The organism is Streptomyces nymphaeiformis, from assembly GCF_014203895.1.
Lineage (GTDB): Bacteria > Actinomycetota > Actinomycetes > Streptomycetales > Streptomycetaceae > Streptomyces > Streptomyces nymphaeiformis.
The window spans coordinates 286,218-309,177 of the sequence record NZ_JACHJY010000001.1 but is presented as its reverse complement, the minus strand read 5'-3'; the positions used below and the strand labels follow the sequence as shown (position 1 = coordinate 309,177).

Below are 22,960 nucleotides of genomic sequence, written 5' to 3'. Positions count from 1 at the left end.
GGGCTCATGGTCCAGTCCTTCGCTCAACTCCGGGCGACGCGTTCGCGACGCCCGGGCGAGTCCTGGGTGAACGCGCGCCTCCGCGCCCGCGTCCGGCTCAGTAGCGGTCGAGGATCAGCTGGGTCTTGAGGATGTCCCCGTGGTACAGCCAGCCGTTGGCCTCGGCGACGGCGATGGCGTCCGCGTGCAGGTCGGACGCGTCGGCGTACGAGGAGGTCTTGAACGACAGCTCGACGACGTACTCCGTGCCCGTGCCGTTCGCGCCGACGACCGGCAGCACCTCGATGCTGGCGTCGTCGGAGGGGCCCCAGGCGCCGCCGTACACCTTGGCGGTCACCGGCCCGTGGGCGCGGGAGGCCTGGAGGGTGGTCTTGCCCCAGCCGGTGCTGTTCCAGTTCTCCAGCTTGCCCGGGATGTCGTTGACGACCCAGGTGCGGCCGGTGGTGCTCGTCGGCATCGCGGTGCCCGAGTAGCCGCTGGCGCTGTGGGACTTCTCGTTGGAGAAGCTGAGGGTCTGCTTGGCGTAGCCCCAGTCGACCTCGGCGTCGTAGTTGGTGTCGCTGCTGTCGAAGCCGGCGGCGTTGGCCGTGGTGAGCGCGGCGTCGATGTCGCCGTTCGTGACGGGGAAGCGCTTCTTGTACGTCTCCTCGAACGACGAGCCGCTCTTGTGGCGCAGGCGGACGCTCCAGCCCTGGGCGTCGAGCGCGAGGCCGTCGGTGTCGTAGTAGCTGTACGAGCGGGACTTGGCCGAACCGGTGATCCCGAAGGCCGACTTGACGGCCGCGCTGGGCGCGTGGGTCGCGTCGAGGGCCGCCACCGTGAGGTTGATCTTCACCTCGTACGTCGGGACGGCGTTGGACGCGGCGTACGCGGGCGAGGTCGGGGCGAGGAGCGCGGCGGCGACGGCGAGGGCGACGGACGAGCCGACGGCGGCCGGGCGCGTGGCCCGAGACAGGAAGGTCATGCGCCGATGCTCACGAGCGCGGGTGAGGACCGCGTGACCCGTGGACGTGGCCCGGGTGAACCGGTGGCGTCGGGAAGTGCCCTACCTCAACAGCAGGTTGGCGCCCACGTCGTCCGGGACGGCCTCCCGGACCGGGGTGCTGCCGGGGCCCGGGCGGTGCGTGCCGGGCACGTCGGCGGCCGGGTCGGTGCGGTGGAGGAGGACGGTGCCGTCCTGGTGGAAGACCTCCGTGTAGCCGTGGGCGAGGAGGAGTGCGACGCGCTCTCGCTGTTCGTCGGTGGAGGCGAAGGGGAAGGTCCGGTCGTTGACGCGGAGGAGGACCCAGTCGGCGCCGCGTGGCGTCCGGTCGGCGATGACCACGTCGGTACGGGCGGTCAGGCGGGGTGCGACGGTGTTGTCGGCCTCCACCGTCGCCCCGTCGGGGATGAGTTCGGCGGCCGTCGCGAGGGGCCGTTTGTCCGGGGAGGGCCGCCAGGAGTCCGGGCGGACGAGGAGGCCGAGCCCGAGGACGACGGCCGCGGCGGAGGAGAGGGCGAGGGCGGCGACGGCCCAGCGGCGCACGCGTGCCCGTCGTGCGTGCAGTCCCGCCAGGGTCTCCAGGGCCGCCGTCAGCAGGATCGGCCACAGGAAGGCGTCGTAGTGGTTGATCACCGGCCAGTGGTTGGGGTTGTCGGAGAGGACGCGCTCCGCGAGGAGGGGGACGGCGAGCAGGAGCGTCGGGGAGCCGAGCGGCAGCAGGGCGAGCGTGCCGAGGATCCAGGCGAGCATGCCGACCTTGACGAAGGGGGTGACGGAGACCTGGAGCAGCACCCAGGGGGCGGTGAGGACGTGGGCCAGGGCCTCCCCCGGGTCGGCGCCGAGGCGCCCGTACGACCAGTAGTAGCCCTCGGGTCCGCCCATCGCCGGCAGGAACCAGGCGATCACGACGGCGGACACCAGCGGCCCGGCCAGGGCGAGCGCGGCGCCGGTGGCGAGGCCCGCGCGGTGGCCGGCGCGGTGGGCGCGGACGGCGAGGACGAGGCCGTACGCGCCGACGACGAGGCCCACGTCCTCCTTGGCCGTGCACAGCAGGGCCGCCCAGAGGGCGGTGGCGCCGTAGCGGTGGGCGAGTCCGCGCTCCAGCATGAGGAGGGTGAGGGGGACGGCGAAGGCGACCTCGTGGAAGCCGTTGTAGGAGGAGTTGAGGAGCGGCCAGCCCAGCGCGTACACGAGTCCGCCGAGGTCGGCGGCGCGGCGGACGACGTCGGGCGCCGCGCCCCGGAAGGCGTGCCGTGCGATGCGGCGGACGACGGGCACGCCCGCCGCGAACAGCGCTGCCTGGGCGAGGACGAGCGTGCGCGGGTCGTCCCACAGCCAGTACAGCGGCGCGAGGAGGGCGAGCGCGGGCGTGAAGTGGTCGCCGAGGAGCGAGAACCCGGGCGGGAACTCGTGGTGGACGTTCTTGATCGGTGAGCGCGGGAGTTCGAAGCGCGCGTACGCCCGCACGGCCTGGTCGAAGATGCCGAGGTCGAAGCCGGTGGCCCGCAGGGCCGTCCAGGACTGGAGGCCGAGGCCCGCGCAGACGAGGAGGCAGAGGGCGGTGAGGGCGATGCCCCGGCGCCTGTCCCGTGGCCCCGAGGGTGCTGCCGGAGCCGCGTCCTCCGGCGCACGGCCGGTGTCCTCGTCCGGCGGTCTGATCGCCACGTACGCCATCGCGCCCCCATCCCCTTGGGCCATGACATCACGGTGCGTCGTTGTCGGTCCCGGGAGGGAGAATCACGCCATGGTGATCACCGCGCGCGCCCTCAACCGCTCGACCTTGCACCGGCAGTTGCTCCTGGAGCGGGCGCCGCTCGGCGTCACGGAGGCGGTACGGCGGGTGGTGTGCCTGCAGGCGCAGCATCCCGGCTCGCCGTACGTGGCGCTGTGGAACAGGGTCGCGGGCTTCGATCCGGCGCGACTCGACGAGGCCGTGAGCGGCTTCGAGCTCGTCAGGTCGACGCTGATGCGGCTCACGCTGCACCTCGTGCACGCCGGGGACTACCGGGCGTTCCGGGAGGGCATGGAGCCGACGCTGCGGGGTTCGCGGCTGCACGATCCGCGGTTCACGAAGGCCGGGTTCACGGCCGCCGACGCCGACGCGCTGCTGCCCGGTCTCCTGGAGTACGCCGGGAGCGCGCGGACCGGGGCGGAGCTGCGGGGGCACATCGAGGAGGGCCGGGGAGAGCCGGTGGAGGCCGTGGTCTGGCGGATGGTGCGGCAGTACGCGCCGCTGTGGCACGTGCCGACGGGCCCGCCGTGGTCGTTCGGGACGGCGCAGTCCTTCGTGACGGCGGGCGAACTGCCGGTGCTCCGCGACCCGGAGGCGTCCGCCGCGGGTCTGGCCGTGCTGGTCCGGCGCTATCTGGAGGGTTTCGGGCCGGCGTCCGTACCGGACATGGCGCAGTTCACGACGGCCCCGCGCGGTCTCGTACGGGAGGCGGTGGCGTCCCTGGAGGGTGGGCTCGACCGCCTGGAGGGGGCCGACGGGACCGTGCTGTACGACGTGCCCGGGGCGGTGCGGCCGGGCGAGGACGTTCCGGCGCCGCCGCGGCTCCTGGCGATGTGGGACAGCGTCCTCCTCGCCTACGCGGACCGCAGCCGGGTGATACCGCCCGCGTACCGCAAGCAGGTCATCCGCGTGAACGGCGACACCCTGCCGACGCTCCTCGTCGACGGGTACGTGGCGGGGGTCTGGCGGCCGGTCGACGGCGGGATCGAGGCCTCGGCCTTCCACCCGCTGACGGCGGCGGACTGGGAGGGGCTCGCGGCCGAGGCGGCCTCGCTCGGGACGCTGCTCGCCGCGCGCGATCCGCGGGTGTACGGGCGGTACGACCACTGGTGGGCGAAGGGCGTTCCGGCGGCCGAGACCCGGGTCCTGCCCTGCTGAGGCTCCGCCCCGCCCATTGCCAGCCTGCCGGAACGCACATATCTTCGAGCCGACACACCTACGGACCGGGATGCTCGTCAGTCCCGGGGCGGTCCGCCGTTCACGGGCCGGACGGCGGGGAGCGGGCCTCCAGGACGACGGAGGGCGCTGGACGCCGGGCGTACGGGATATCCGTATCCACGTACCCGCAGGAGCTGAGCAGCACATGAGCAACCACGTCCTCGCCCAGAACCAGTACGGCAAGGCCGAGAACCGCATCGTCACGGTCACCCGCAAGGGCGACGACGGCGCGTGGCACGAGATCCGCGACCTGAACGTGTCGGTGGCGCTGCGCGGTGAGTACCGCGACGTCCATCTGACCGGCGACAACGGCAACTGCCTGCCGACGGACACCACGAAGAACACGGTCTACGCCTTCGCCAAGGAGCACGGCGTCGACTCCCCCGAGGCCTTCGGCATCCTCCTCGCCCGGCACTTCGTGTCCTCGCAGAAGGTGATCCACGAGGCGCAGATCCGGATCGAGGAGTACGCCTGGGAGCGGATCTCGGTGCCCTCGCGCAAGGAGCAGCACTCCTTCGCGCGCAAGGGCCAGGAGGTCCGCACGGCGCAGATCACGTACTCGGAGACCACCGGGCTCCAGGTCCTGTCGGGCCTCAAGGAGCTGACGGTGATGAACTCGACGAACTCCGAGTTCCACGGCTTCATCAAGGACCGGTACACGACGCTCCGGGAGGCGTACGACCGCATCCTGGCCACCAAGGTCACCGCCCGCTGGGCGAACTCGGCCTCGGCGGCGGCGGACGCGGAGCACGACTGGGACGCCTCGTACGGGAAGGTCCGGCGCCACATGCTGGAGGCGTTCGCGGAGACGTACAGCTACTCGCTCCAGCAGACCCTGCACGCGATGGCGGACCGGGTCCTCGACCACGTCTCCACGGTCAACGAGGTCCGGCTCAACCTGCCCAACAAGCACCACTTCCTGGTGGACCTGGAGCCGTTCGGGCTGAAGAACGACAACGAGGTGTACTTCGCGGCCGACCGGATGTACGGCCTGATCGAGGGCACGATCCACCGCCAGGGCGTGCAGCCGGTGATCGCGACCAGCGACTGGATCACCGCCTGACCCCAGGGGTCAGCCGAGCCCGGCCGCCGTCTCCACTCCCAGCCACACGGCTGCGAGTCCGGCGGCCAGGCTCCCGGTCACGTTCAGCGCCGCGAAGCCCTTCGCCCCGTTCTCGTACAGCCGGAACGTCTCGTACGAGAAGGTGGAGTACGTGGTGAGGGCGCCGCACAGGCCCGTGCCGAGCAGCAGATGCGCCTGCGCCGAGGTGACGCCGGTCAGGAGTCCGAGGACGAACGAGCCGACCACGTTGACGACGAAGGTGCCCCAGGGGAAGACCGAGTCGTGGCGCGCCTGGACCGCGCGGTCGGTGAGATAGCGCAGGGGGGCGCCGACGACGGCCCCGGCCACGACGAGCAGCCAGTTCACGCGTGCCTCCCCCGGGCCCGTACGAGCGCCCGGGCGGCGGTGACGCCCGCCGCGACGGCGGCGAGGGCGGTGAGCAGGGTCCCGCCCAGGTAGAGCAGGCCCCGCGTGGGATCGCCCGCGCTCAGCAGGCTCTGGGTGTCGAGGTTCGCCGTGGAGAAGGTGGTGAACCCGCCGCAGAAGCCTGTGCCGAGGAAGGGCCGGAGCAGCGGGTGCGGGGCGGTCGTGGTCTCGGTGAGGAGGACCATGAGGACGCCGAGGACCGCGCAGCCGGACGCGTTGACCGTGAGGATCGTCCAGGGGAAGGCGCCGGCGGGGGTGGGCCAGGCGAGCGAGGCGGCGTAGCGCGCGACCGCGCCGAGGGCGCCGCCGGCGGCGACCACCGCGACGACCGGCAGTTCCTTGCGCAGCCTCATGCGCCCCACAGTACGAGAGCGGGGGGCGGGGCCCGTCTGAGGGCCGTACGACGACGTGGAGGCGAGGCGCACAGGCGCGGATCCCGGCCTGGGGCATTAACCGGGTTCCGGCCCGTGCAGCCTCGCTCTGCGATGGTCCGGCCGTGCCGTGCGACGGGTCAAAGCCGGGCCGGCGAATCTGTCAGATCCCCCCTCGGGGTATTCCGGATCGCCACGGCGGAGGTCCGCGGGGACCCCGTGAGGGGGCCTCTGACCTGCGGAGACACGACCGACGGTGACCGGGTCACCATCCGGCGGCCGATTCGGGTGCCGGGTACACCTCGTCCTCGCGTGCGAACCCGGGTGAGGGTGGTGGAGCAGCGGGAGGGAGCTGCGCAACCTGAGGGCAGGAGTGTCGTGAGTACATCCGTCGCAACCAAGCGCAGGGCCGTCGCCAGGGCCGTCGCCCCGGCCGTGCCCCTGGGCGTCGTCAGCTCCTCCGGCGGCGCGGCCGACTCGCGCGAGGACGTCTACGCCGAGCTGTGTGCGGCGCTGTTCTCCGGCTTCCCGCGCCGCGACCAGCGGCTGAAGGCCGAGCAGTACCTGCACGGTCTGCTCACGGCGCAGGGCCGCAAGTCGATCCGCAACATCGCCGCCCAGATCGGCGGTCCCGCGGCCGAGCAGAGCCTGCACCACTTCGTGTCCAGCTCCACCTGGGACTGGCAGCCCATGCGGGCCGCGCTCGCCCGGTACCTGGAGCGCAACAGCTGCCCGCAGGCCTGGGTGGTGCGGCCGATGCCGATCCCGAAGGCCGGGGAGCACTCGGTGGGCGTGGACCGGCGCTTCGACCCGGAGCGCGGACAGGTCTTCCACGGACAGCAGGCCTTCGGCGTGTGGTTCGCGAGCGACGAGCTGAGCGTGCCGGTCAACTGGCGGCTGTTCCTGCCGGACCCCTGGGTGAACGACCGGACGCGGCGCGACCGCGCCGAGGTCCCGCAGGAGGCCGGCGAGGAGACCCTGGAGGAGTGCGCGGTCGCCGCGGCGCTCGACACGGCCCGCTGGTCCGACGTCACCCGCAAGCCGGTGCTCCTCGACATCCGGGGCGGCGCGGGACGGGCGGCGCTGACCCGGCTCGCCGGGGCGGGCGTGCCGGTGGTGGCCCGGATCAACCCGGGCTCGCGGCTCGCGATCGCCGACCGCTCGCTGCCGGGCTTCGGCGCGGGCCCGCTGTCCGCGATACAGATCCTGGAGTCCCTCAAGGGGCTTCGCCGGCCGGTGAGCTGGGTGGACACGGTGGCGGGCGCGCGGACCTCGCGGACCTCGCTCGCGACGGCCGTCCGGGTCGCGCTGCCCGCGCCGGGCGGGGAGCGGATGCGTCCGCTCGTGCTGCTCGGCGAGTGGGACGACCCGCGCCGGGCGCCGGCCCGGGTGTGGATCAGCGATCTGACGAACTCCCCGGTGGGCTCGCTGCTGCGGATCACGAAGCTCGGCCGCCGGGTGGAGCGGGACTTCGCGGAGGTCGGCGAGGGGGCGGGGCTGCGGGACTTCGTGGGCCGCTCGTTCCGCGGCTGGCACCGTCACATCACGCTGGCCTCGGCGGCGCACGCGGCGACGGTGATGGCCGGCGGCTGGGACGCGGCGTACGACACGGGCTACGCCTCGCGCCGCTCGGCGAGCTGAGGGCCGGACGAGGCCGGGCGGGTCAGGCGGGTCCCGCGGGGCCCGCGGGCCCGGCGGGGCCACGGCCTCGGGCCAGGACCTCGCGGGTCCGCTGGAGGCGCAGCGCCAGCTGGACCTCCAGGACCTGGCCGGGCTTCTGCCATTCGGGGCCGAGGAGTTCGCCGATGCGCTCCAGGCGGCGGGAGACCGTGTTGGGGTGGACGTGGAGCGCCTCGGCCGCGATCGAGGGACTGCCGCCGGAGGCGAAGTACGCCTCCAGGGTGTGGGTGAGGTCGGTGAACCGCTCGGCGTCGTAGTCCAGTACGGGCCCGATCGCCGCCTCGACGAAGCCGTCGACGTCGTTGTCGTCGGAGAGCAGCAGCCCCAGGAAGCCGAGGTCCTGCACGGAGGCCGCGGAGCCGGTGCCGCCGAGCGCGCTCATCGCGTCCAGGCAGCGGAGGGCCTCCTGGTGCATCCGCCCGACGCCGTCCGGGCTCTCGGCGGGTCCGGCGGCGGCGACGGAGACGGGGTGCCCGAGCAGCGGTGACAGCTCGGCGGAGACGGCCTTGGCGGCGGCCGAGGCGTCGATGCCGGGGAGCAGCAGCACGATGCAGCCGCCCTGCACGGTCTTGAGGCCGGAGAGCCGGTACGCGTACGAGGACGCCCACACCACCGCCCGGCCCTGCTCGCCGCCCTCGGGCCGGGCGAGCACGAGGACGTGCGGCCGGCGCAGGTCGACGCCGAGGCGGCGGGCCCGCTGGGCGATGTGCTGCGGTGCGTGCGGCGGGTCGGCGATGAGGTCGTCGAGGAGCTCGTCGCGGACGGGTCCTTCGGCGACGGCGGTGGAGCGGCGCATCAGGAGGAGGAAGGCGACGCACTGGGCCGCGAGTTCGAGGAGGCGTTCGTCCTCGCCGGTGAGCCCGCCTGCGGCGCGGATGACGAGGCCGCCGAGGTCCTCGGAGCCGGCGATGACGGGCGCGACCCAGGTGTCGTCGTCGGTGAGGACGGGGCGGCGGCGGGCGTGGGCGTCGAGGGAGGCCTTGGCGACGGCCTCCTCGTCGAGGCCGGGGATGTCTCCTGCGGCGGCGAGGGGCCGGCCGCCGGGATCGCGGATCAGCACGGTCCCGTCGAGGGCGTCGGCGGCCGCCTTGGCGACGTTGCACAGGTCGCCGCCGGCGAGGACGAGGTTCATGATGCGGCCGTGGGCCTCGCTGACGTGCCGCATCCGGGCGAGGCTGGTGCGCACCCGGGCGCTGTCCCGCTCCAGTTCGGTGACCTCGGCCCGGGTGCGGTCGATCAGTCCGGCCTTCTCGACGGCGAGGGCGGCGAGGTCGGCGAGGCCCCCGAGGAGGCTGATCTCGTCCGGGGTGTGGTGGCGGACGCGCCGGTCCGCTCCGTACAGGACGCCGACGACGGTGTCCCCGCTGCGCAGCGGCGCGGCGACGATCGCGTGGACGCCCTCGGCGCGCAGGGCGGATTCGGCGGCCTCGTCGAAGGCGGGGGCGTGGACGCCGGCGTCGAGGGAGCCGGAGGGGGCGAAGCGCTCGTCGGCGAGGTAGTCGGCGGTCCAGACGGGTTCGCCGTGGAGGTGGACGGCGCCGCCGAGTCCGTACCCCTCGGCGATCCGGAGTCCGGGGGTGAGGCGCGCGCCGGGCCCGGTCGCGGTGCGGGAGCCCTCGGAGGTGTGGACGAAGCTGGCGCCGTGCGGGCCGCGCAGGGTCACATAGGCGAGGTCGAGGCCGAGGAGCCGCCGGGCGCGGCGGGTGATGACGCGCAGCAGGCTGTCGAGGTCGTAGGAGAGGGTGAGGTCGCGGGCGGTGTCGGTGAGGCTGGCGAGTCCGGCCCCGCGGCGGGCGTCGCGCTCGTGTCCCGCGCGGACCTGGTCGGCGAGGGTCACGGCCCGCTCCAGGCGGTGGAGTTCCGCGCCGGTCAGTCCGGTGCGCCGGGCCTCGTCGAGGACGGCGTCGAACTGGGCGGGCGGGGCCTGCCGGGCGAGGAGTTCGAGGACCGTGAGCAGCGCGTCGGCACCACCGGCTCCGTCCGCGCCGTACACCGTCATGGCCCCTGCCCCCCGTGGTCGAGCGAAATCGGGCACCTAGGAGGAAACCCGTCCTGCTCGCCGAAAATAATTCGGCTTCGGGAGTCGGTCAACGGTGAGTTGCCGCACTTCATTCCCCTTGACCGGCGGTCGGACGGGCGGTCAGACCGCCGGGACGAGCCGCGAGCGCGCGGGCCCGTACTGCGCGGTGCCGTACTGGGCGGGGACGTAGGGGGCCGGGACGTGCCGGCTGGGGACGTACTGGGCGGGGATCCGCGGGCCGTACGAGGGGCGTCCGGCGGTGTCCCGGACGGCGAGGACCGAGCGCTGGAGCCGGCGGAGCCGCGCCGAGGGTTCCATGCCGGTCTCGGCCTTGAGGGCCGCGCGCAGCCGCTCGTACACGACGAGGGCCTCGTCGTGCTGTCCGCAGCGCAGCAGCGCGACCATGAGGTGGGCGTGGAGGGGCTCGTTGGTGCGGTAGCGGGCGACGAGCGCGGTGAGCTCGGAGACGAGTTCGGCATGCCGACCGAGGCCCAGCTGTGCTTCCAGCCACTGGTCGAGGACGCTGAGCCGGGACGTTTCGAGGCGCTCGATCTCGCGGCGGAGCCGGGGGCCCGCGGCCACGCCCGCGTAGGGTTCGCCGCGCCACAGGGCGAGCGCCTCGCCGAGGCGGAGCGCGGCCCGGGACAGGTCGCCCGCCTCCATGGCGCGGTAGCCGGCGCCGGCGGCGCGCTCGAACTGCCAGACGTCGTTGGGGCCGCCGCCGGTGTCGAGGCGGTAGCCGCCGGGCTGGGAGACGAGGATCGCCTCGGCGCTGCGCCGGTCCGACCAGCCGGGCCGCGGCTCCTCCGGGTCGGCGTCGCGCAGGGCGCCCGCGATGAGGGTCCGCAACTCTGCTATGTGCGCCTGCAGTTCGGCGCGGGCGCCGCGGGGCGCGCCGGACGGCCACAGCTCCTCGGTCAGGACCGTCACGGGGACGACCTGGTCGGCGCTGGCCGTGAGCAGGGCGAGCAGCTGCCGGGGCGCGGCCGCCGTCGGGGTGATCGAGACCCCGTTCTCACGTACCGACAGTCCCCCCAGGATCCGGACGTCCACTTTGCCCCCTCAGTGTCTGTGCGGTGTCTGTGCGCGGGATGACCTCCTGATGATTAGAAAAGACCCCTGTAGCCATGTCAATAAGAAACCGGAGGGTACGGAATGACGGTCTGGGATATCGTGGTGATTCACCCTGTTTGCCCGAATATCTCGCATCGGGTTCTCGTCAGTGGCGCAGAACTTGCGCCCACCGAAAGACTGTTTCCGGACTCAGGGGTACGCTTTCGAAGGGTTCTTTCGGATGCGCGAAGGGTCGTCACCCGCGAGATCACGCCAGAAACCGGCGCGTAGGTACGGTTTCCGGGGCTCTCCGGTGCTCCGGGGCCCCCGGTGCGCCCTAGAGCACCGCGGCGGCGGTGAGCAGCCCGAACGCGAGGGTGATCAGGGCCGTACGGACGCGGTGGAAGCCGTTCCAGCGCTTCTCGAACGCGGCCCGGGCGGCCGAGGGGTCGTCGCCCGCGTCCCGCTCCGACGCCGCGAGGGCCGTGTTGAGCGGGACGTTCCCGGCGATGGTCACCGCGTGGTTGAGGACCGCGCAGACGAGCCCCGCGAGGACCAGCCACTTCTGCGCGTCCGTCCGCCCGTCGACGGGGACGAGGAAGGCGGCCGCGGGAAAGGCGACCACGCCCAGGAAGACCGTGAGGAAGACGGCCCTCGGGACGCATTCGTTGATCCGGCGCATCGCCGTCACGAACTCCCGGTCCGTCAGGCGGGCGAGGGCGGGCATGATCCCGGTCTGGAAGATCAACAGGAAACCGGCGTAGAGCCCGGTGCTTCCGACGGCGAGGGCGAGCAGCAGGTTGGCCATGCGGCCATTCTGGCCCGCCACCCGCCGCGCACGTCAGCCGTAGGGATCACCCGGCTTCAACTCACCTTCTCCGGACGGCACTTGCGCGTGGGGCGGACGAGGAGCGCGCGAAGAGCGGTCGAAGGAGTTGCGGAGGGACCCCGGTGCGGCGGCGGCGACACGGGTGAAGCGCCGTGGCATGGATTCGCCATCCTTCTCAACAGGGGTTGTCACCGTGTGCAGTCACATGCGTACATGGAGTGGACATCGATCGGGCGGGGGTGGTCAGCGGTGGCAGAGAGCGCGGGCTCCGTGATGCTCGCCCGTTCGGCGATGAACCGGGCCGCGACCGAGGGACAGCGGCCCGCCGGGCGGCCGGTCCGGGGTGCACGGCGGATCAGTGCCGCACTCGCCGGGCTGGCCGCCTCCACCCGGCACGAGCTGCTGACCTTCGACGACCCGGTCGCCTCCGCGGGCTTCGCGATCCCCGAGCCGTTCCTGGAGCTGGCGGGAGCGTGCATGCGAGCCGCGGTGGAGCGGGCCGAGGAGGTCAGACGGATCGTCCCGCGGCACGCCCTGCCCCGGCTCGGCGAAGGGCTCCGGCTCCCCGGCCGGGCCCGCCTCGCGGAGGCCATCCCGTTCAAGATGATCGTCGTCGACCGGACGGTGGCCGCGGTCCCGCTCGACCTGGAACTGCTGTACAACGGGCTGCTGCTGATCCGGGACCCGGTCGTGGTGCAGGCCCTCGTCCGGACCCACCACGCCTGCTGGACGGCGGCCGAGGAGCTGACGTCCGCGGCGCCTCCCCCGCCGCCGCCCCGCGATCTGCCGCCCCAGCTGCGCCCGGTCCTCGACGCCCTCCTGTCGGGGGTCACGGACGAGACGGCGGCCACCCGGCTCGGCGTGTCCGCGCGGACGTACAGCCGCAGGGTGGGCGAGCTGATGGCCGCCCTCGGCACGACGAGCCGCTTCCGCGCGGGTGCGGAAGCGGCCCGGAGGGGGTGGGTGTAGGCCTCAGGAGACGATGTCCTTGCGGGCGAAGCCGCGGAAGGCCAGCGCGAAGAGGACCAGGGCGTACGTCAGGGAGATCGCCGTGCCCTTCACCATGCCGCCCCACTCCAGCTGGGGCTGGAGCGCGTCGATCCAGGCGAACTGCCAGTGCGCGGGCAGGAAGTCCCGCCAGTCGCCGAGCGCCGTGACCGCGTCCAGGACGTTGCCGACGATCGTCAGACCGACGGCGCCGCCCACCGCGCCGAGCGGGGCGTCGGTGCGGGTGGACAGCCAGAAGGCGAGGCCCGCGGTGACCAGTTGGGAGGCGAAGACGAAGACGACGGCGATCCCGATCCGCAGCAGGGACTCCCCGGCGGGGATCGAGCCGCCCGTCGGCAGCCGGAGCGGCCCCCAGCCGTAGGCGACCGTGCCCGCGGCCAGGGCCACGAGCGGGAGGAGGACCATCGCGGCCGCGCTGTAGGCGAGGGCGACCGTCAGCTTCGAGGCGAGGAGCCGGGAGCGCGGGACGGGAGCGGCGAGGAGGTACCGCAGGGAGGACCAGCTCGCCTCGGAGGCGACCGTGTCCCCGCAGAACAGCGCCACCGGAATGACGAGGAGGAAGCCGGCCGAGACGAAGAGGCAGGTCGCCGCGAAGTTGGCGCCGGAAGCCGTCGCCGTGTCCATCAGGGTGATGCGGTCGCCGCGGCCGCCGTCCCCGGAGCCGCCGATCGCGAAGGCCGCGATCAGGACGAACGGCAGGGCGACGAGGATGCCGCCCATGACCAGGGTGCGGCGGCGCTTCCACTGGCGGAGGGCCTCGACGCGCAAGGGCAGGGTGCGCCCGGGCCGGTAGCCGGGGGCACTCGTCGACGGGGCGGGCGGGGTGGCCGTGGCGGTCACGCGGCTCCTCCGATCAGGGTCAGGAACGCGTCTTCCAGACGCCGGTGGGGGCCGACGCCGGTCAGCGGCACGTCCAGGCGGACGAGTTCGCCGATGAGGCCGGTCGGATCGGTGCCGTCGAGGCGGACCAGGAGCCCGCCGTCGGTGCGGGTCGCCGTGTCGATGCCGGGCAGGGCGTCGATCTTCGCGACGAGGGCGTCGTCGATCTCCCCGGCCAGGGTGACGAGCAGGGTGTCGCCGGAGCCGGTGATCTCGGCGACCGGTCCGGCCTGCACGAGCTGCCCCCGGTCCATGACGACCAGATGGGTGCAGGACTGCTCGACCTCGGCGAGGAGGTGGCTGGAGACGATGACGGTCCGGCCCCCGGCCGCGTACCGGATCATCACCTCGCGCATCTCGCGGATCTGCGGCGGGTCGAGCCCGTTGGTCGGCTCGTCGAGGATGAGCAGATCGGGCAGGCCGAGCATGGCCTGGGCGAGGGCGAGGCGCTGCCGCATGCCCTGCGAGTAGGTGCGGACGGCTCGTTCGAGGGCGCCGCCCAGGTTGGCGATGCGCAGGGCCTCGTCGACGTGGGCGTCCTCGGCGGGACGGCCGGTGGCCTTCCAGTACAGGTCCAGGTTCTCCCGGCCGGACAGGTGCGGCAGGAAGCCGGCGCCCTCGACGAAGGCGCCGACGCGGGAGAGCACCGGGGCGCCGGGCCTGATGGCCTGGCCGAAGACCCGGATCTCGCCCTCGTCGGGGGTGATCAGGCCCATCAGCATGCGCAGGGTGGTGGTCTTCCCGGCGCCGTTGGGGCCGAGCAGGCCGAGGACCTGGCCCTGTTCGACGCGGAAGGAGAGGTCCCGGACGCTGTACCTGTCACCGCCCTTGTACTTCTTCGACAGGCCGGTGATCTGGAGGGGTACGGCGGCGAGTTCGGGGTCGGGTGCGGGCGCGGTCGTCTTGCGGCGGGCGGTGAGCAGCAGGGCGGCGGCCCCGGCGAGTCCGAGGAGCGGCAGGCCCCACACCCACCAGGGCAGGCCGGCGGCCTGGGTGGCGAGGCCGGGGGCGGTGGGCACGGCGAGCGGGCCCTGGACGGTGACGGTGTAGCGGGCGGGGACCGCCGGGGAGGCGTAGCCGAGGTCGGTGGCGGCGACGACGAGCCGCAGCCGGTGCCCGGCCTCCACCTCGTGGTCGATCGCGGGCAGGGTCAGCGTGATGCTCTTCCCGGCCTTGGCGCCGTCGACGCGGACGGGGGTGACGAGCTGGGCGGGCAGCACCTGCTGCCGTCCGTCGGGCCCGACGTCGTACACCTTGGCGAAGAGGACGGCGGAACCGTCGGCGGCGGTGGAGGTGACCCGGACGGGGACGGTCGGCGTGCCGGTGATCCGCAGGGTCCGGGTCTGCGGCTTCGCGTCGAAGCGCGCGTGCTGGCCGGGGAAGTCGAGGGAGAGGCCGACGCCGAGGGAGGACAGTCCGGAGAGTCCGCCGCCGAGGCCGGGCACGGCCGACACGGCGGGCGGTGCGGCGCCCGGCGGGTTGGTGAAGGTCTGCGGCGGGCCACCGAGGGCGATGCGCTCGGTGCCGGAGGTGAGCCCGGGGTAGCGGTCGGCGGTCGCGGCGCGCAGGGTGGCCCTTCCGTCCGTGGAGTCGACGCCGCCGGTGCGGCTGACGCGGAAGGCGGGGCCGGTGTCGACGGAGGCGTCGCGCTTCAGCCAGCGGTCGAACCAGGTGGTGACACGGCGCTCGACGCGCTCGGTCTCGCGGTCGCCGCCGTCGTGTCCGCCGGCGATCCAGTCGACGGCGACGGGGGCGCCGTTGGCGGTGAGGGTACGGGCCATGGCGTCGGACTGCGCGAGGGTGAAGAGCGAGTCGGACTGGCCCTGGACGAGGAGCGCGGGCACCTTGATCCTGGACCCGACGGCGGCCGGGCTGCGGGCTTCCAGGAGGGTGCGGGCGGCGGCGTCGGGCTTCCCGGAGACGGCGACGCGCTGGTAGAGGGAGCAGAGCTCGGCGGTGAACCGGCCGCAGGAGCCGGCCGCGGCCTCGCCCGTGGACGTGGCCGGGGCGCCGACCGCGCCCGGGGAGCCGCCCTCGGCCGGGGAGCCGGCCGAGAAGAAGATCCCGGCCCAGAGCTTCTTGAAGACGCCGTTCGGGAAGAGGGCTTCGGCCAGGTTCCAGTAGGTGATCTGGGGGGCGATGGCGTCGACGCGCGGGTCGTGGCCGGCGGCGAGCAGGGAGATCGCGCCGCCGTAGGAGGCGCCGGTGACGCCGACGCGCGGATCGCCGGGCTTGTCGAGGAGGACCTCGGGGCGGGCCGCGAGCCAGTCGATCAGTTTCCGGACGTCCTCGACCTCGTGTGCGGGGTCGTTGAGGCCGATCGAGCCGGTGGAGGCGCCGAAGCCGCGGGCGGACCAGGTGAGCACGGCGTAGCCGTCGCGGGCGAGGCCCTCGGCCTGGGCGCGGACGTCGTCCTTGGAGCCGCCGAAGCCGTGGCCGAGGAGGACGGCGGGCCGCCGGCCGTCGCCCGCCCCGGTGAAGTACGAGGTGTCGAGCCGTACCCCGTCGACGTCGAGCATCCGGTCCGCGCGGTGCACGGGCGGTGGATCGTCCTGGGCGACGGCGGTCCACGTGCCGGCGCCGGCGAGGACGGCGAGCGTGGCGGTGACCGCGGCCCACCGGGGGAGTCGGAGTCGCATGACGTCGAGCCTAAGCGGCGCCACGGCGGGGGCACGGCTGCCCACGGACGGAAATCAACGGCCTCCTCAGGTCGTACGCAGTACGGTCCGCGTACAGCAGGCGCGGTACGCGGACACGGGGAGACGGCGTGGAGATCAGGCAGGCGACGACAGTGGCCGAACTGCTGGCTGCGGAGCACCTGTACGACGGTCCGGCCCGGGAGGACTGGGCGGCCCGCTTCCTGGCGGCGGCGGGCCACCTCATGCTGATCGCGTACGAGGAGGACGGTTTCCCGGCCGGGTTCGTCTCCGGGATCGAGATGCTGCACCCCGACAAGGGAGCGGAGATGTGCCTGTACGAGTTGTCGGTGGACGAGTCCCGGCGGCGGCGCGGTATCGGGCGGGCGCTGACGGAGGCGCTGGTGGCGGAGGCGCGGGCGCGCGGCTGCCAGGGCGCGTGGGTGCCGGTGGACACGGACAACGAGGCGGCGCTCGCCACGTACCGGTCGGCGGGCGCGGCCGACGAAGGGGGCTTCGCGATGCTCGGCTGGACGTTCGGCGGGGACGACTGACACGGGGAAGGCCCCCGGGGTGTGCTGTCCAGCACCCCGGGGGCCGTTCTCGGGGCCGGGCCCGTCAGTGGTTGCGCGGGAAGCCCAGGTCCACGCCGGTCGGGCCGTCGGCCGGGTCGGGCCAGCGGGTCGTGACGACCTTGCCGCGGGTGTAGAAGTGGATGCCGTCGTTGCCGTAGATGTGGTGGTCGCCGAAGAGCGAGTCCTTCCAGCCGCCGAAGGAGTGGTAGCCCACCGGCACCGGGATCGGCACGTTCACGCCGACCATGCCGGCCTGGACCTCCAGCTGGAAGCGGCGGGCGGCGCCGCCGTCGCGGGTGAAGATCGCGGTGCCGTTGCCGAACGGCGAGGCGTTGATGAGGGCGAGGCCCTCCTCGTACGTCTCGGCGCGCAGCACGCAGAGGACCGGGCCGAAGATCTCGTCCTGGTAGGCCTTGGCCGAGGTCGGCACGTGGTCCAGGAGGGACAGGCCGATCCAGTGGCCGTTCTCGTGGCCGGCACCTTCATAGGTATACGCCGAACCGTCGAGGACGACCTCGCAGCCCTCGTCCGCCGCGCCGTGGACGTAGGAGGCGACCTTGTCGCGGTGGACGGCCGTGATGAGCGGGCCCATCTCGGAGGTCGGGTCGTTGCCGGGGCCGATCTTGATCTTCTCGGCGCGCTCGCGGATCTTCTGGACGAGCTCGTCGCCGATCGCGCCGACGGCGACGACCGCGGAGATCGCCATGCAGCGCTCGCCGGCGGAGCCGTAGGCCGCGGAGACGGCCGCGTCGGCGGCGGCGTCGAGGTCGGCGTCCGGGAGGACCAGCATGTGGTTCTTCGCGCCGCCGAGCGCCTGGACGCGCTTGCCGTTGGCGGAGGCGGTGGTGTGGATGTAGCGGGCGATCGGGGTCGAGCCGACGAAGGAGACCGCGGAGACGTCCGGGTGCTCCAGGAGGCGGTCGACGGCCACCTTGTCGCCGTGGACGACGTTGAAGACGCCGTCGGGGAGGCCCGCCTCGGCGAGCAGCTCGGCGATCTTCAGGGACGGCGACGGGTCCTTCTCGCTCGGCTTGAGGATGAAGGTGTTGCCGGTCGCGATGGCGATCGGGAACATCCACATCGGCACCATGGCCGGGAAGTTGAAGGGCGTGATGCCGGCGACGACGCCGACGGGCTGGCGGATCGACGCCACGTCCACGCGGTTCGAGACCTGGGTGGAGAGCTCGCCCTTGAGCTGGGTGGTGATGCCGCAGGCCAGGTCGACGATCTCCAGGCCGCGGGCGACCTCGCCGAGCGCGTCGGAGTGGACCTTGCCGTGCTCGGCGACGATCAGCTCGGCGATCGCGTCGCGGTTGGCGTCGAGCAGCGCGCGGAACTTGAAGAGGATCGTGGTGCGCTGGGCGAGCGAGGAGTTGCCCCAGGTGGCGAAGGCGTCCTTCGCGGCGGCGACGGCCGCGTCGACCTCCTCCACCGAGGCGAGGGCGACCTGGGTGGTGACGGCACCGGTGGCCGGGTCGGTGACCGGGCCCCAGTTGCCCGACGTGCCCTCGACGGTCTTGCCACCGATCCAGTGGTGGACGCTCTTCGTCATGACGAGTTACTCCTTACAGGGCCTTCAGAGATGGCGGCGTCGGGCGGTGACGTGCCGGTCGTACTCCTCGCGGGCCTTGACCGCCGACGGGCGGGTCGAGGTCTCGGCCACGGGCACATCCCACCACGCCTGGGCCGGGGGCGGGCCCGACACACTGTCTGCCGTTTCGGTCTCGACGTAGACACATGTGGGATCCGTGGCCTTCCGGGCGTCCGCGAGGGCTTCCCGCAGGTCACGGACGGTACGGGGGCGCAGGACGCGCATCCCGAGGGAGGCCGCGTTGGCCCCGAGGTCGACGGGGAGCGGGGGGCCGGTGAAGCCTCCGTCCCCGTCCCGGTGGCGGTAGTCGGTGCCGTACCGCTCGGCGCCGACGGCCTCGGAGAGACCGCCGATGGAGGCGTACCCGTGGTTCTGGAGGATGACCAGCTTCAGCGGGAGCCGTTCCTGCACGGCGGTGACGATCTCGGTGGGATTCATCAGATACGTACCGTCGCCGACGAGCGCCCAGACGGGCCGGCCGGGGGCGGCGAGGAGGACGCCGAGGGCGGCGGGGATCTCGTAGCCCATGCAGGAGTAGCCGTACTCGACGTGGTACTGGTCCCGGGAGCGGGTCCGCCACAGCTTGTGGAGGTCGCCGGGGAGCGATCCCGCGGCGTTGATCAGGATGTCGCTGCCGTCGACCAGAGTGTCGAGTACGCCGAGGACCTGGGTCTGGGTGGGGCGGGCGTCCTCGTCGGGGGCGGCGTACGCGGCGTTGGTCCGCTCCTGCCAGGCGGCCTTCGAGCGGTGCCACTCGGCCCTGCTCCGCCGGTGGCCGCCGAGCGCCTCGGTGAGGGCGGTGAGGCCCTCGCGGGCGTCGGCGACGAGGGGCAGCGCGGCCTGCTTGTGGGCGTCGAACGCGGCGATGTTGAGGTTGAGGAACGGCGTGTCGGGGCGGAAGAGGGTGCCGGACGCGGTGGTGAAGTCGGTGAGGCGGGTGCCGACGCCGATGACGAGGTCGCTGGTGCGGGCGAGGACGTTGGCGGTGTCGGTGCCGGTGTGGCCGATGCCGCCGACGTCGCAGGGGTGGTCGTACGGGAGGGCGCCCTTGCCGGCCTGGGTGCTCGCGACGGGCAGGCCGGTGCGGTCGGCGAGTTCGCGCAGCGCGTCCTCGGCGGCGCTGTGCTTCACACCGCCACCGGCGATGATCATCGGCCGCTCGGCCGCCCGCACGGCCCGGACGGCGGCGTCGAGCTCGGCGGCGTCGGGGCGGGGGCGGCGGACGTGCCAGGTCCGCTCGGCGAAGAACTCCTCCGGCCAGTCGTACGCCTCCGCCTGGACGTCCTGGGGCAGGGCCAGGGTCACGGCACCGGTCTCGGCGGGGTCGGCGAGGACCCGTACGGCGGCGAGGGCGGCCGGGATCAGGGCCTCGGGCCGGGTGACCCGGTCGAAGTACCGCGACACGGGGCGGAGGCAGTCGTTGACGGACACGTCGCCCGCGGAGGGCAGCTGGAGCTGCTGGAGGACGGGGTCGGCGGGCCGGCCGGCGAAGGTGTCGCCGGGCAGGAGGAGGACCGGGAGGTGGTTGATCGTGGCGAGGGCGGCGCCGGTGACGAGGTTGGTGGCGCCGGGGCCGATGGAGGTGGTGACGGCGTGTGCGGAGAGCCGGTTCTTCTGGCGGGCGTAGCCGACGGCGGCGTGCACCATGGCCTGTTCGTTGCGGCCCTGGTGGAAGGGCATGTGCCTCTCCTCGACCAGCGCCTGTCCGATCCCGGCGACGTTCCCGTGGCCGAAGATGCCCCAGGTGGCGGTGATGAGCCGCTGCCGGGCGCCGTCGCGCTCGGTGTACTGGGCGGCGAGGAAGCGGACGAGGGCCTGCGCGACGGTGAGCCTCATGCGTATCCCTCCGTGTGGTCCGGGTGGAAACAGATCTTCCACTCCCGTTCGGGGCCGGGGCCCGCCATGACGTTGAGGTAGTAGAGGTCGTGCCCCGGCTGGGCGATCGAGGGCCCGTGCCAGCCGTCGGGCACGAGGACCGCGTCGCCGTCCCGGACCTCGGCGAGCAGTTCGGCGCCGCCGGGCCTGGAGGGCGAGATCCGCTGGTAGGCGAGGCCGTGGGGGCCCTGGACCTCGTAGTAGTAGATCTCCTCCAGGACGGACTCGGCGCCCGGGCGGTGCTCGTCGTGCTTGTGCGGCGGGTAGGAGGACCAGTTCCCGCCGGGGGTGACGACCTCGACGGCGATGAGTCGGTCGCAGTCGAAGGCGTCGGCCGAGGCGAAGTTCCGCACCCGGCGGGCCCGGTTGCCGCTGCCGCGGGTCTCGACGGGAACCTCCGGCGCGGGGCCGTAGCGGGCGGGGAGTCGTCGCTCGCACTTCGCTCCTGCCAAAGCGAAGCGGCCTCCCGCGCCGGAGGCGATCTGGGCGTGGGTGTCGCGCGGTACGTAGGCGAAGTCGGTCACCCCGTCGAACACGCTCGCGCGGCCCTGGAGTTCGAGGATCTCGCCGTCGACGCGCACGCTACAGGCACCGGAGAGGGGAAGCACGACCCATTCGCGATCCCCGCTCTCGAAGGAGTGGATCTCACCGGCTCCGAGGACGAGGACCCGGAGGGAGGAGTACGCCCATCCGGCCCGGTCGGGGTCGATGTCGACGACGTACGGGCCACGGGCGGCGGTCCCGGCGGGGAGGTGGAGGGAGGGCGCCGGGTCGGGGTCCATGACGGGCCGGGCGGGGCGCACGGCGGCCGGGGCGGGGCTCGCGGCGGGGCGGTCGGTGCGCGCGGCGGCCGGGGCGGGGCCCGTTGCGGGGCGATCGGGGCGCACGGCGGCCGGGGCGGGGCCTGTTGAGGGCCGGGCGGGGCCGGATCCGGTCGGGCCGGGGTGCTCGGTGGGGCGGTCGGGGCTCATGGCGGATCCCTACCCCCGTTCCGGCAGGCTGCCGCTGCCCGTCGCGAGGGCCTCCGCGATCTCCGCCGCGTCCGGCATCGCGGAGGAGCAGGCCAGGCGGCCCGCGACGATCGCGCCCGCGGCGTTGGCGTGGCGCAGGGTCGTGGCGAGGTCCCGGCCCGCCAGCAGTCCGTGGACGAGCGCACCGCCGAACGCGTCGCCCGCGCCCAGCCCGTTGACGACCTCGACCGGCAGCGGCGGCACCTCGGCGCGGGTCCCGTCGGCGGCGAGCGCGAGGACGCCCGCGGGGCCCTGCTTGACGACGGCGAGGCGGACCGAGCCGCAGGCGAGGAGCGCGCGGGCGGCGGCCTCCGGCTCCCGCTCCCCCGTGGCGACCTCGCACTCGTCGAGGTTGCCGACGGCGACCGTCGCGTGCCGCAGCGCCTCGGTGTAGTACGGGCGGGCCGCCGCCGGGTCCGTCCAGAACATCGGCCGCCAGTCCAGGTCGAGGACCGTCGTCTCCCGGCCGGACCTGGCCCGCAGCGCCTCCAGGGTCGCGGAGCGGCTGGGTTCGGCGCACAGGCCGGTGCCGGTCGCCCAGAAGACCCGGGCGGCGCGGATCGCGTCGAGGTCCAGCTCGTGCGGCCGGATCTCCAGGTCGGGGGCCTGCGGGCGGCGGTAGAAGTACAGCGGGAAGTCGTCGGGCGGGAAGAGCGCGCAGAAGGTGACGGGCGTGGGGTACTCGTCGACCTCCGTCACCCAGCGGTCGTCCACGGCGAAGCCCTTGAGCTCGCGGCGCAGATAGGCGCCGAAGGGGTCGGCACCGGTGCGCGAGACGAGCGCGACGCGGCGGCCGAGGCGGGCGGCGGCGACGGCGACGTTGGCCGCGGAGCCGCCGAGGAACTTGCGGAAGGTGTCGACCCGGTCGAGTCCGACGCCGGTCTGGAGCGGGTAGAGGTCCACGCCGAGGCGCCCCATGGCGATCAGGTCGTACGGCTCCGTCTCCACGCGCCACCTCTCGGTCGGACCGCCGTCGGCCCCGTCCCCAGGTCTAGTCGTCCGCCGGGAGGCGTGTCAACGACATGTCCGGACATTCGGACGACCCCACCGCTTGACGCTGCTCTCGGCCCACGGCCAAGGTGGCAGGCATGACGAAGCCGTCGCCGCAGCCGTCGCCACCGTCCCGGATCCGCATCGGATCGGCCCCCGACTCGTGGGGGGTGTGGTTCCCCGACGACCCCCGGCAGGTGCCGTGGCAGCGGTTCCTCGACGAGGTGTCGGGCGCCGGCTACACGTGGATCGAGCTGGGTCCGTACGGCTATCTGCCCACCGATCCGGCCGTCCTCATGGAGGAGACCGCGCGGCGCGGGCTGCGGGTCTCGGCGGGGACCGTCTTCACCGGCCTCCACCACGGCCCGGACGTCTGGGACCGGACCTGGGCGCACGTCGCCGAGAACGCCGCCCTCGCGCAGGCCGTGGGCGCCGGGCATCTGGTGGTCATCCCGTCGTTCTGGCGGGACGACAGGACCGGCGAGGTCCTGGAGGAGCCCGTGCTCACGGCCGGGCAGTGGCAGGATCTGACGCGGCTGACGGAGCGTCTGGGGCGGGAGGTGCGCGAGCGGTACGGGCTGCGGATCGTGGTCCATCCGCACGCCGACACCCACATCGACGGCGAGGAGAGCGTGGCGCGCTTCCTCGACGCGACCGATCCGGACGCGGTCGCGCTCTGCCTGGACACCGGGCACTACGCGTACGCCGGCGGGGACAGCGTCAAGCTGATCGAGACGTACGGGGAGCGGATCGGCTACCTCCACCTCAAGCAGGTCGACCCGGAGGTGCTCGCCGGGGTGGCGGCCGAGGGGGTGCCGTTCGGTCCCGCGGTGGCGCGGGGCGTGATGTGCGAGCCGCCGTCGGGGGTGCCCGCGCTGGAACCGGTGCTCGCCGCCGCATCGGCGCTTGGGGTGGACCTGTTCGCGATCGTCGAGCAGGACATGTACCCGTGCGAGCCGGACGTGCCGTACCCGATCGCCCTGCGGACCCGGAGCTTCCTCCGCTCGTGCGGTGTGTGACGC

At 73.6% G+C, this 22,960-nt stretch carries 19 protein-coding genes; 6 read left to right on the top strand and 13 right to left on the bottom strand.

Going from position 1 to position 22,960, the window contains the following annotated elements:
• Window positions 1–97: 97 nt before the first annotated feature.
• Both GGE06_RS01335 and GGE06_RS01330 read right to left on the bottom strand, forming a co-directional pair.
• Window positions 98–964, bottom strand: a complete 867-nt coding sequence (locus GGE06_RS01335; protein WP_184929840.1) for a CYTH domain-containing protein — start codon at window positions 962–964, stop codon at window positions 98–100.
• 81 nt (window positions 965–1,045) lie between these two features.
• On the bottom strand, window positions 1,046–2,680 hold the full coding sequence (locus tag GGE06_RS01330) for a DUF2079 domain-containing protein (protein ID WP_184929839.1): 1,635 nt from the start codon (window positions 2,678–2,680) through the stop codon (window positions 1,046–1,048).
• Window positions 2,681–2,726: 46 nt separating this feature from the next.
• Here GGE06_RS01330 and GGE06_RS01325 point away from each other — a divergent pair, with 46 nt between their 5' ends.
• Together GGE06_RS01325 and pucL are read left to right on the top strand one after the other, a co-directional pair.
• Window positions 2,727–3,872, top strand: coding sequence for a winged helix DNA-binding domain-containing protein (locus tag GGE06_RS01325; RefSeq protein ID WP_116160904.1), 1,146 nt, complete (start codon window positions 2,727–2,729; stop codon window positions 3,870–3,872).
• Between the two features lie 205 nt (window positions 3,873–4,077).
• Window positions 4,078–4,995, top strand: a complete 918-nt coding sequence (pucL, locus tag GGE06_RS01320) for a factor-independent urate hydroxylase (protein WP_184929838.1) — start codon at window positions 4,078–4,080, stop codon at window positions 4,993–4,995.
• 9 nt (window positions 4,996–5,004) lie between these two features.
• On the opposite strand, the gene crcB (GGE06_RS01315) is transcribed toward pucL, so the two are convergent.
• Window positions 5,005–5,361: a fluoride efflux transporter CrcB gene (crcB, locus tag GGE06_RS01315; protein ID WP_116160902.1), complete on the bottom strand. Its 357-nt coding sequence runs from the start codon at window positions 5,359–5,361 to the stop codon at window positions 5,005–5,007.
• Window positions 5,358–5,774 (bottom strand): fluoride efflux transporter CrcB, encoded by a 417-nt coding sequence (crcB, locus tag GGE06_RS01310; protein ID WP_116160901.1) that lies wholly within the window; start codon window positions 5,772–5,774, stop codon window positions 5,358–5,360. Before crcB (GGE06_RS01310) ends, crcB (GGE06_RS01315) begins: the two co-directional genes overlap by 4 nt.
• 396 nt (window positions 5,775–6,170) lie before the next feature.
• Between crcB (GGE06_RS01310) and GGE06_RS01305 the strand changes: the two genes are divergently transcribed.
• Entirely contained in the window at window positions 6,171–7,433 is a 1,263-nt protein-coding gene (locus GGE06_RS01305) for an IS701 family transposase (protein WP_116160900.1), read from the top strand.
• A gap of 22 nt (window positions 7,434–7,455) precedes the next feature.
• Here GGE06_RS01305 and GGE06_RS01300 read toward each other — a convergent pair whose 3' ends face one another.
• The 3 genes from GGE06_RS01300 to GGE06_RS01290 form a co-directional block, all read right to left on the bottom strand.
• On the bottom strand, window positions 7,456–9,471 hold the full coding sequence (locus GGE06_RS01300) for a helix-turn-helix domain-containing protein (protein ID WP_184929837.1): 2,016 nt from the start codon (window positions 9,469–9,471) through the stop codon (window positions 7,456–7,458).
• 141 nt (window positions 9,472–9,612) lie between these two features.
• Window positions 9,613–10,545, bottom strand: a complete 933-nt coding sequence (locus GGE06_RS01295) for an AfsR/SARP family transcriptional regulator (protein WP_116160898.1) — start codon at window positions 10,543–10,545, stop codon at window positions 9,613–9,615.
• A 337-nt stretch (window positions 10,546–10,882) separates the two neighbouring features.
• The gene (locus tag GGE06_RS01290) at window positions 10,883–11,353 is read right to left on the bottom strand and encodes an anthrone oxygenase family protein (protein WP_116160897.1); all 471 of its coding nucleotides are present in this window, start codon (window positions 11,351–11,353) and stop codon (window positions 10,883–10,885) included.
• Window positions 11,354–11,623: 270 nt separating this feature from the next.
• Here GGE06_RS01290 and GGE06_RS01285 point away from each other — a divergent pair, with 270 nt between their 5' ends.
• The gene (locus tag GGE06_RS01285) at window positions 11,624–12,343 is read left to right on the top strand and encodes a helix-turn-helix domain-containing protein (protein WP_116160896.1); all 720 of its coding nucleotides are present in this window, start codon (window positions 11,624–11,626) and stop codon (window positions 12,341–12,343) included.
• 3 nt (window positions 12,344–12,346) lie between these two features.
• Here the strand turns inward: GGE06_RS01285 and GGE06_RS01280 are convergent, their stop codons facing one another.
• Window positions 12,347–13,222, bottom strand: a complete 876-nt coding sequence (locus GGE06_RS01280) for an ABC transporter permease (RefSeq protein ID WP_116160895.1) — start codon at window positions 13,220–13,222, stop codon at window positions 12,347–12,349.
• A complete protein-coding gene (locus GGE06_RS01275) occupies window positions 13,219–15,900 on the bottom strand; it encodes a CocE/NonD family hydrolase (protein WP_184929836.1) in 2,682 nt (893 codons plus the stop codon). The genes GGE06_RS01280 and GGE06_RS01275 overlap by 4 nt, the downstream gene beginning before the upstream one ends.
• Before the next feature lie 128 nt (window positions 15,901–16,028).
• Between GGE06_RS01275 and GGE06_RS01270 the strand changes: the two genes are divergently transcribed.
• Window positions 16,029–16,451 (top strand): GNAT family N-acetyltransferase, encoded by a 423-nt coding sequence (locus GGE06_RS01270; RefSeq protein WP_116160893.1) that lies wholly within the window; start codon window positions 16,029–16,031, stop codon window positions 16,449–16,451.
• A 64-nt stretch (window positions 16,452–16,515) separates the two neighbouring features.
• On the opposite strand, the gene mmsA is transcribed toward GGE06_RS01270, so the two are convergent.
• The 4 genes from mmsA to iolC all read right to left on the bottom strand — a co-directional run bounded on the left by mmsA (window position 16,516) and on the right by iolC (window position 21,866).
• Window positions 16,516–18,024 (bottom strand): CoA-acylating methylmalonate-semialdehyde dehydrogenase, encoded by a 1,509-nt coding sequence (mmsA, locus tag GGE06_RS01265; RefSeq protein ID WP_116160892.1) that lies wholly within the window; start codon window positions 18,022–18,024, stop codon window positions 16,516–16,518.
• A gap of 24 nt (window positions 18,025–18,048) precedes the next feature.
• Window positions 18,049–19,899, bottom strand: a complete 1,851-nt coding sequence (iolD, locus tag GGE06_RS01260) for a 3D-(3,5/4)-trihydroxycyclohexane-1,2-dione acylhydrolase (decyclizing) (protein ID WP_184929835.1) — start codon at window positions 19,897–19,899, stop codon at window positions 18,049–18,051.
• A complete protein-coding gene (gene iolB, locus GGE06_RS01255) occupies window positions 19,896–20,720 on the bottom strand; it encodes a 5-deoxy-glucuronate isomerase (protein WP_116165528.1) in 825 nt (274 codons plus the stop codon). Before iolB ends, iolD begins: the two co-directional genes overlap by 4 nt.
• 198 nt (window positions 20,721–20,918) lie before the next feature.
• Window positions 20,919–21,866: a 5-dehydro-2-deoxygluconokinase gene (iolC, locus tag GGE06_RS01250; protein WP_184930159.1), complete on the bottom strand. Its 948-nt coding sequence runs from the start codon at window positions 21,864–21,866 to the stop codon at window positions 20,919–20,921.
• Between the two features lie 170 nt (window positions 21,867–22,036).
• Here iolC and GGE06_RS01245 point away from each other — a divergent pair, with 170 nt between their 5' ends.
• Window positions 22,037–22,957 carry a sugar phosphate isomerase/epimerase family protein gene (locus tag GGE06_RS01245; protein WP_184929834.1) on the top strand — a complete coding sequence of 307 codons (921 nt, stop codon included), beginning with the start codon at window positions 22,037–22,039 and terminating at the stop codon, window positions 22,955–22,957.
• The last annotated feature ends 3 nt before the right edge of the window (window positions 22,958–22,960 follow it).

What these genes read in the sequence shown, in the direction of transcription:
- GGE06_RS01335 (WP_184929840.1), bottom strand. Translation starts at nt 964, where the DNA reads ATGACCTTCCTGTCTCGGGCCACGCGCCCGGCCGCCGTCGGCTCGTCC.
- GGE06_RS01330 (WP_184929839.1), bottom strand. Translation starts at nt 2,680, where the DNA reads ATGGCCCAAGGGGATGGGGGCGCGATGGCGTACGTGGCGATCAGACCG.
- GGE06_RS01325 (WP_116160904.1), top strand. Translation starts at nt 2,727, where the DNA reads ATGGTGATCACCGCGCGCGCCCTCAACCGCTCGACCTTGCACCGGCAG.
- pucL (WP_184929838.1), top strand. Translation starts at nt 4,078, where the DNA reads ATGAGCAACCACGTCCTCGCCCAGAACCAGTACGGCAAGGCCGAGAAC.
- crcB (WP_116160901.1), bottom strand. Translation starts at nt 5,774, where the DNA reads ATGAGGCTGCGCAAGGAACTGCCGGTCGTCGCGGTGGTCGCCGCCGGC.
- GGE06_RS01300 (WP_184929837.1), bottom strand. Translation starts at nt 9,471, where the DNA reads ATGACGGTGTACGGCGCGGACGGAGCCGGTGGTGCCGACGCGCTGCTC.
- GGE06_RS01290 (WP_116160897.1), bottom strand. Translation starts at nt 11,353, where the DNA reads ATGGCCAACCTGCTGCTCGCCCTCGCCGTCGGAAGCACCGGGCTCTAC.
- GGE06_RS01275 (WP_184929836.1), bottom strand. Translation starts at nt 15,900, where the DNA reads ATGCGACTCCGACTCCCCCGGTGGGCCGCGGTCACCGCCACGCTCGCC.
- mmsA (WP_116160892.1), bottom strand. Translation starts at nt 18,024, where the DNA reads ATGACGAAGAGCGTCCACCACTGGATCGGTGGCAAGACCGTCGAGGGC.
- iolD (WP_184929835.1), bottom strand. Translation starts at nt 19,899, where the DNA reads ATGAGGCTCACCGTCGCGCAGGCCCTCGTCCGCTTCCTCGCCGCCCAG.
- iolB (WP_116165528.1), bottom strand. Translation starts at nt 20,720, where the DNA reads ATGGACCCCGACCCGGCGCCCTCCCTCCACCTCCCCGCCGGGACCGCC.
- iolC (WP_184930159.1), bottom strand. Translation starts at nt 21,866, where the DNA reads ATGGGGCGCCTCGGCGTGGACCTCTACCCGCTCCAGACCGGCGTCGGA.
- GGE06_RS01245 (WP_184929834.1), top strand. Translation starts at nt 22,037, where the DNA reads ATGACGAAGCCGTCGCCGCAGCCGTCGCCACCGTCCCGGATCCGCATC.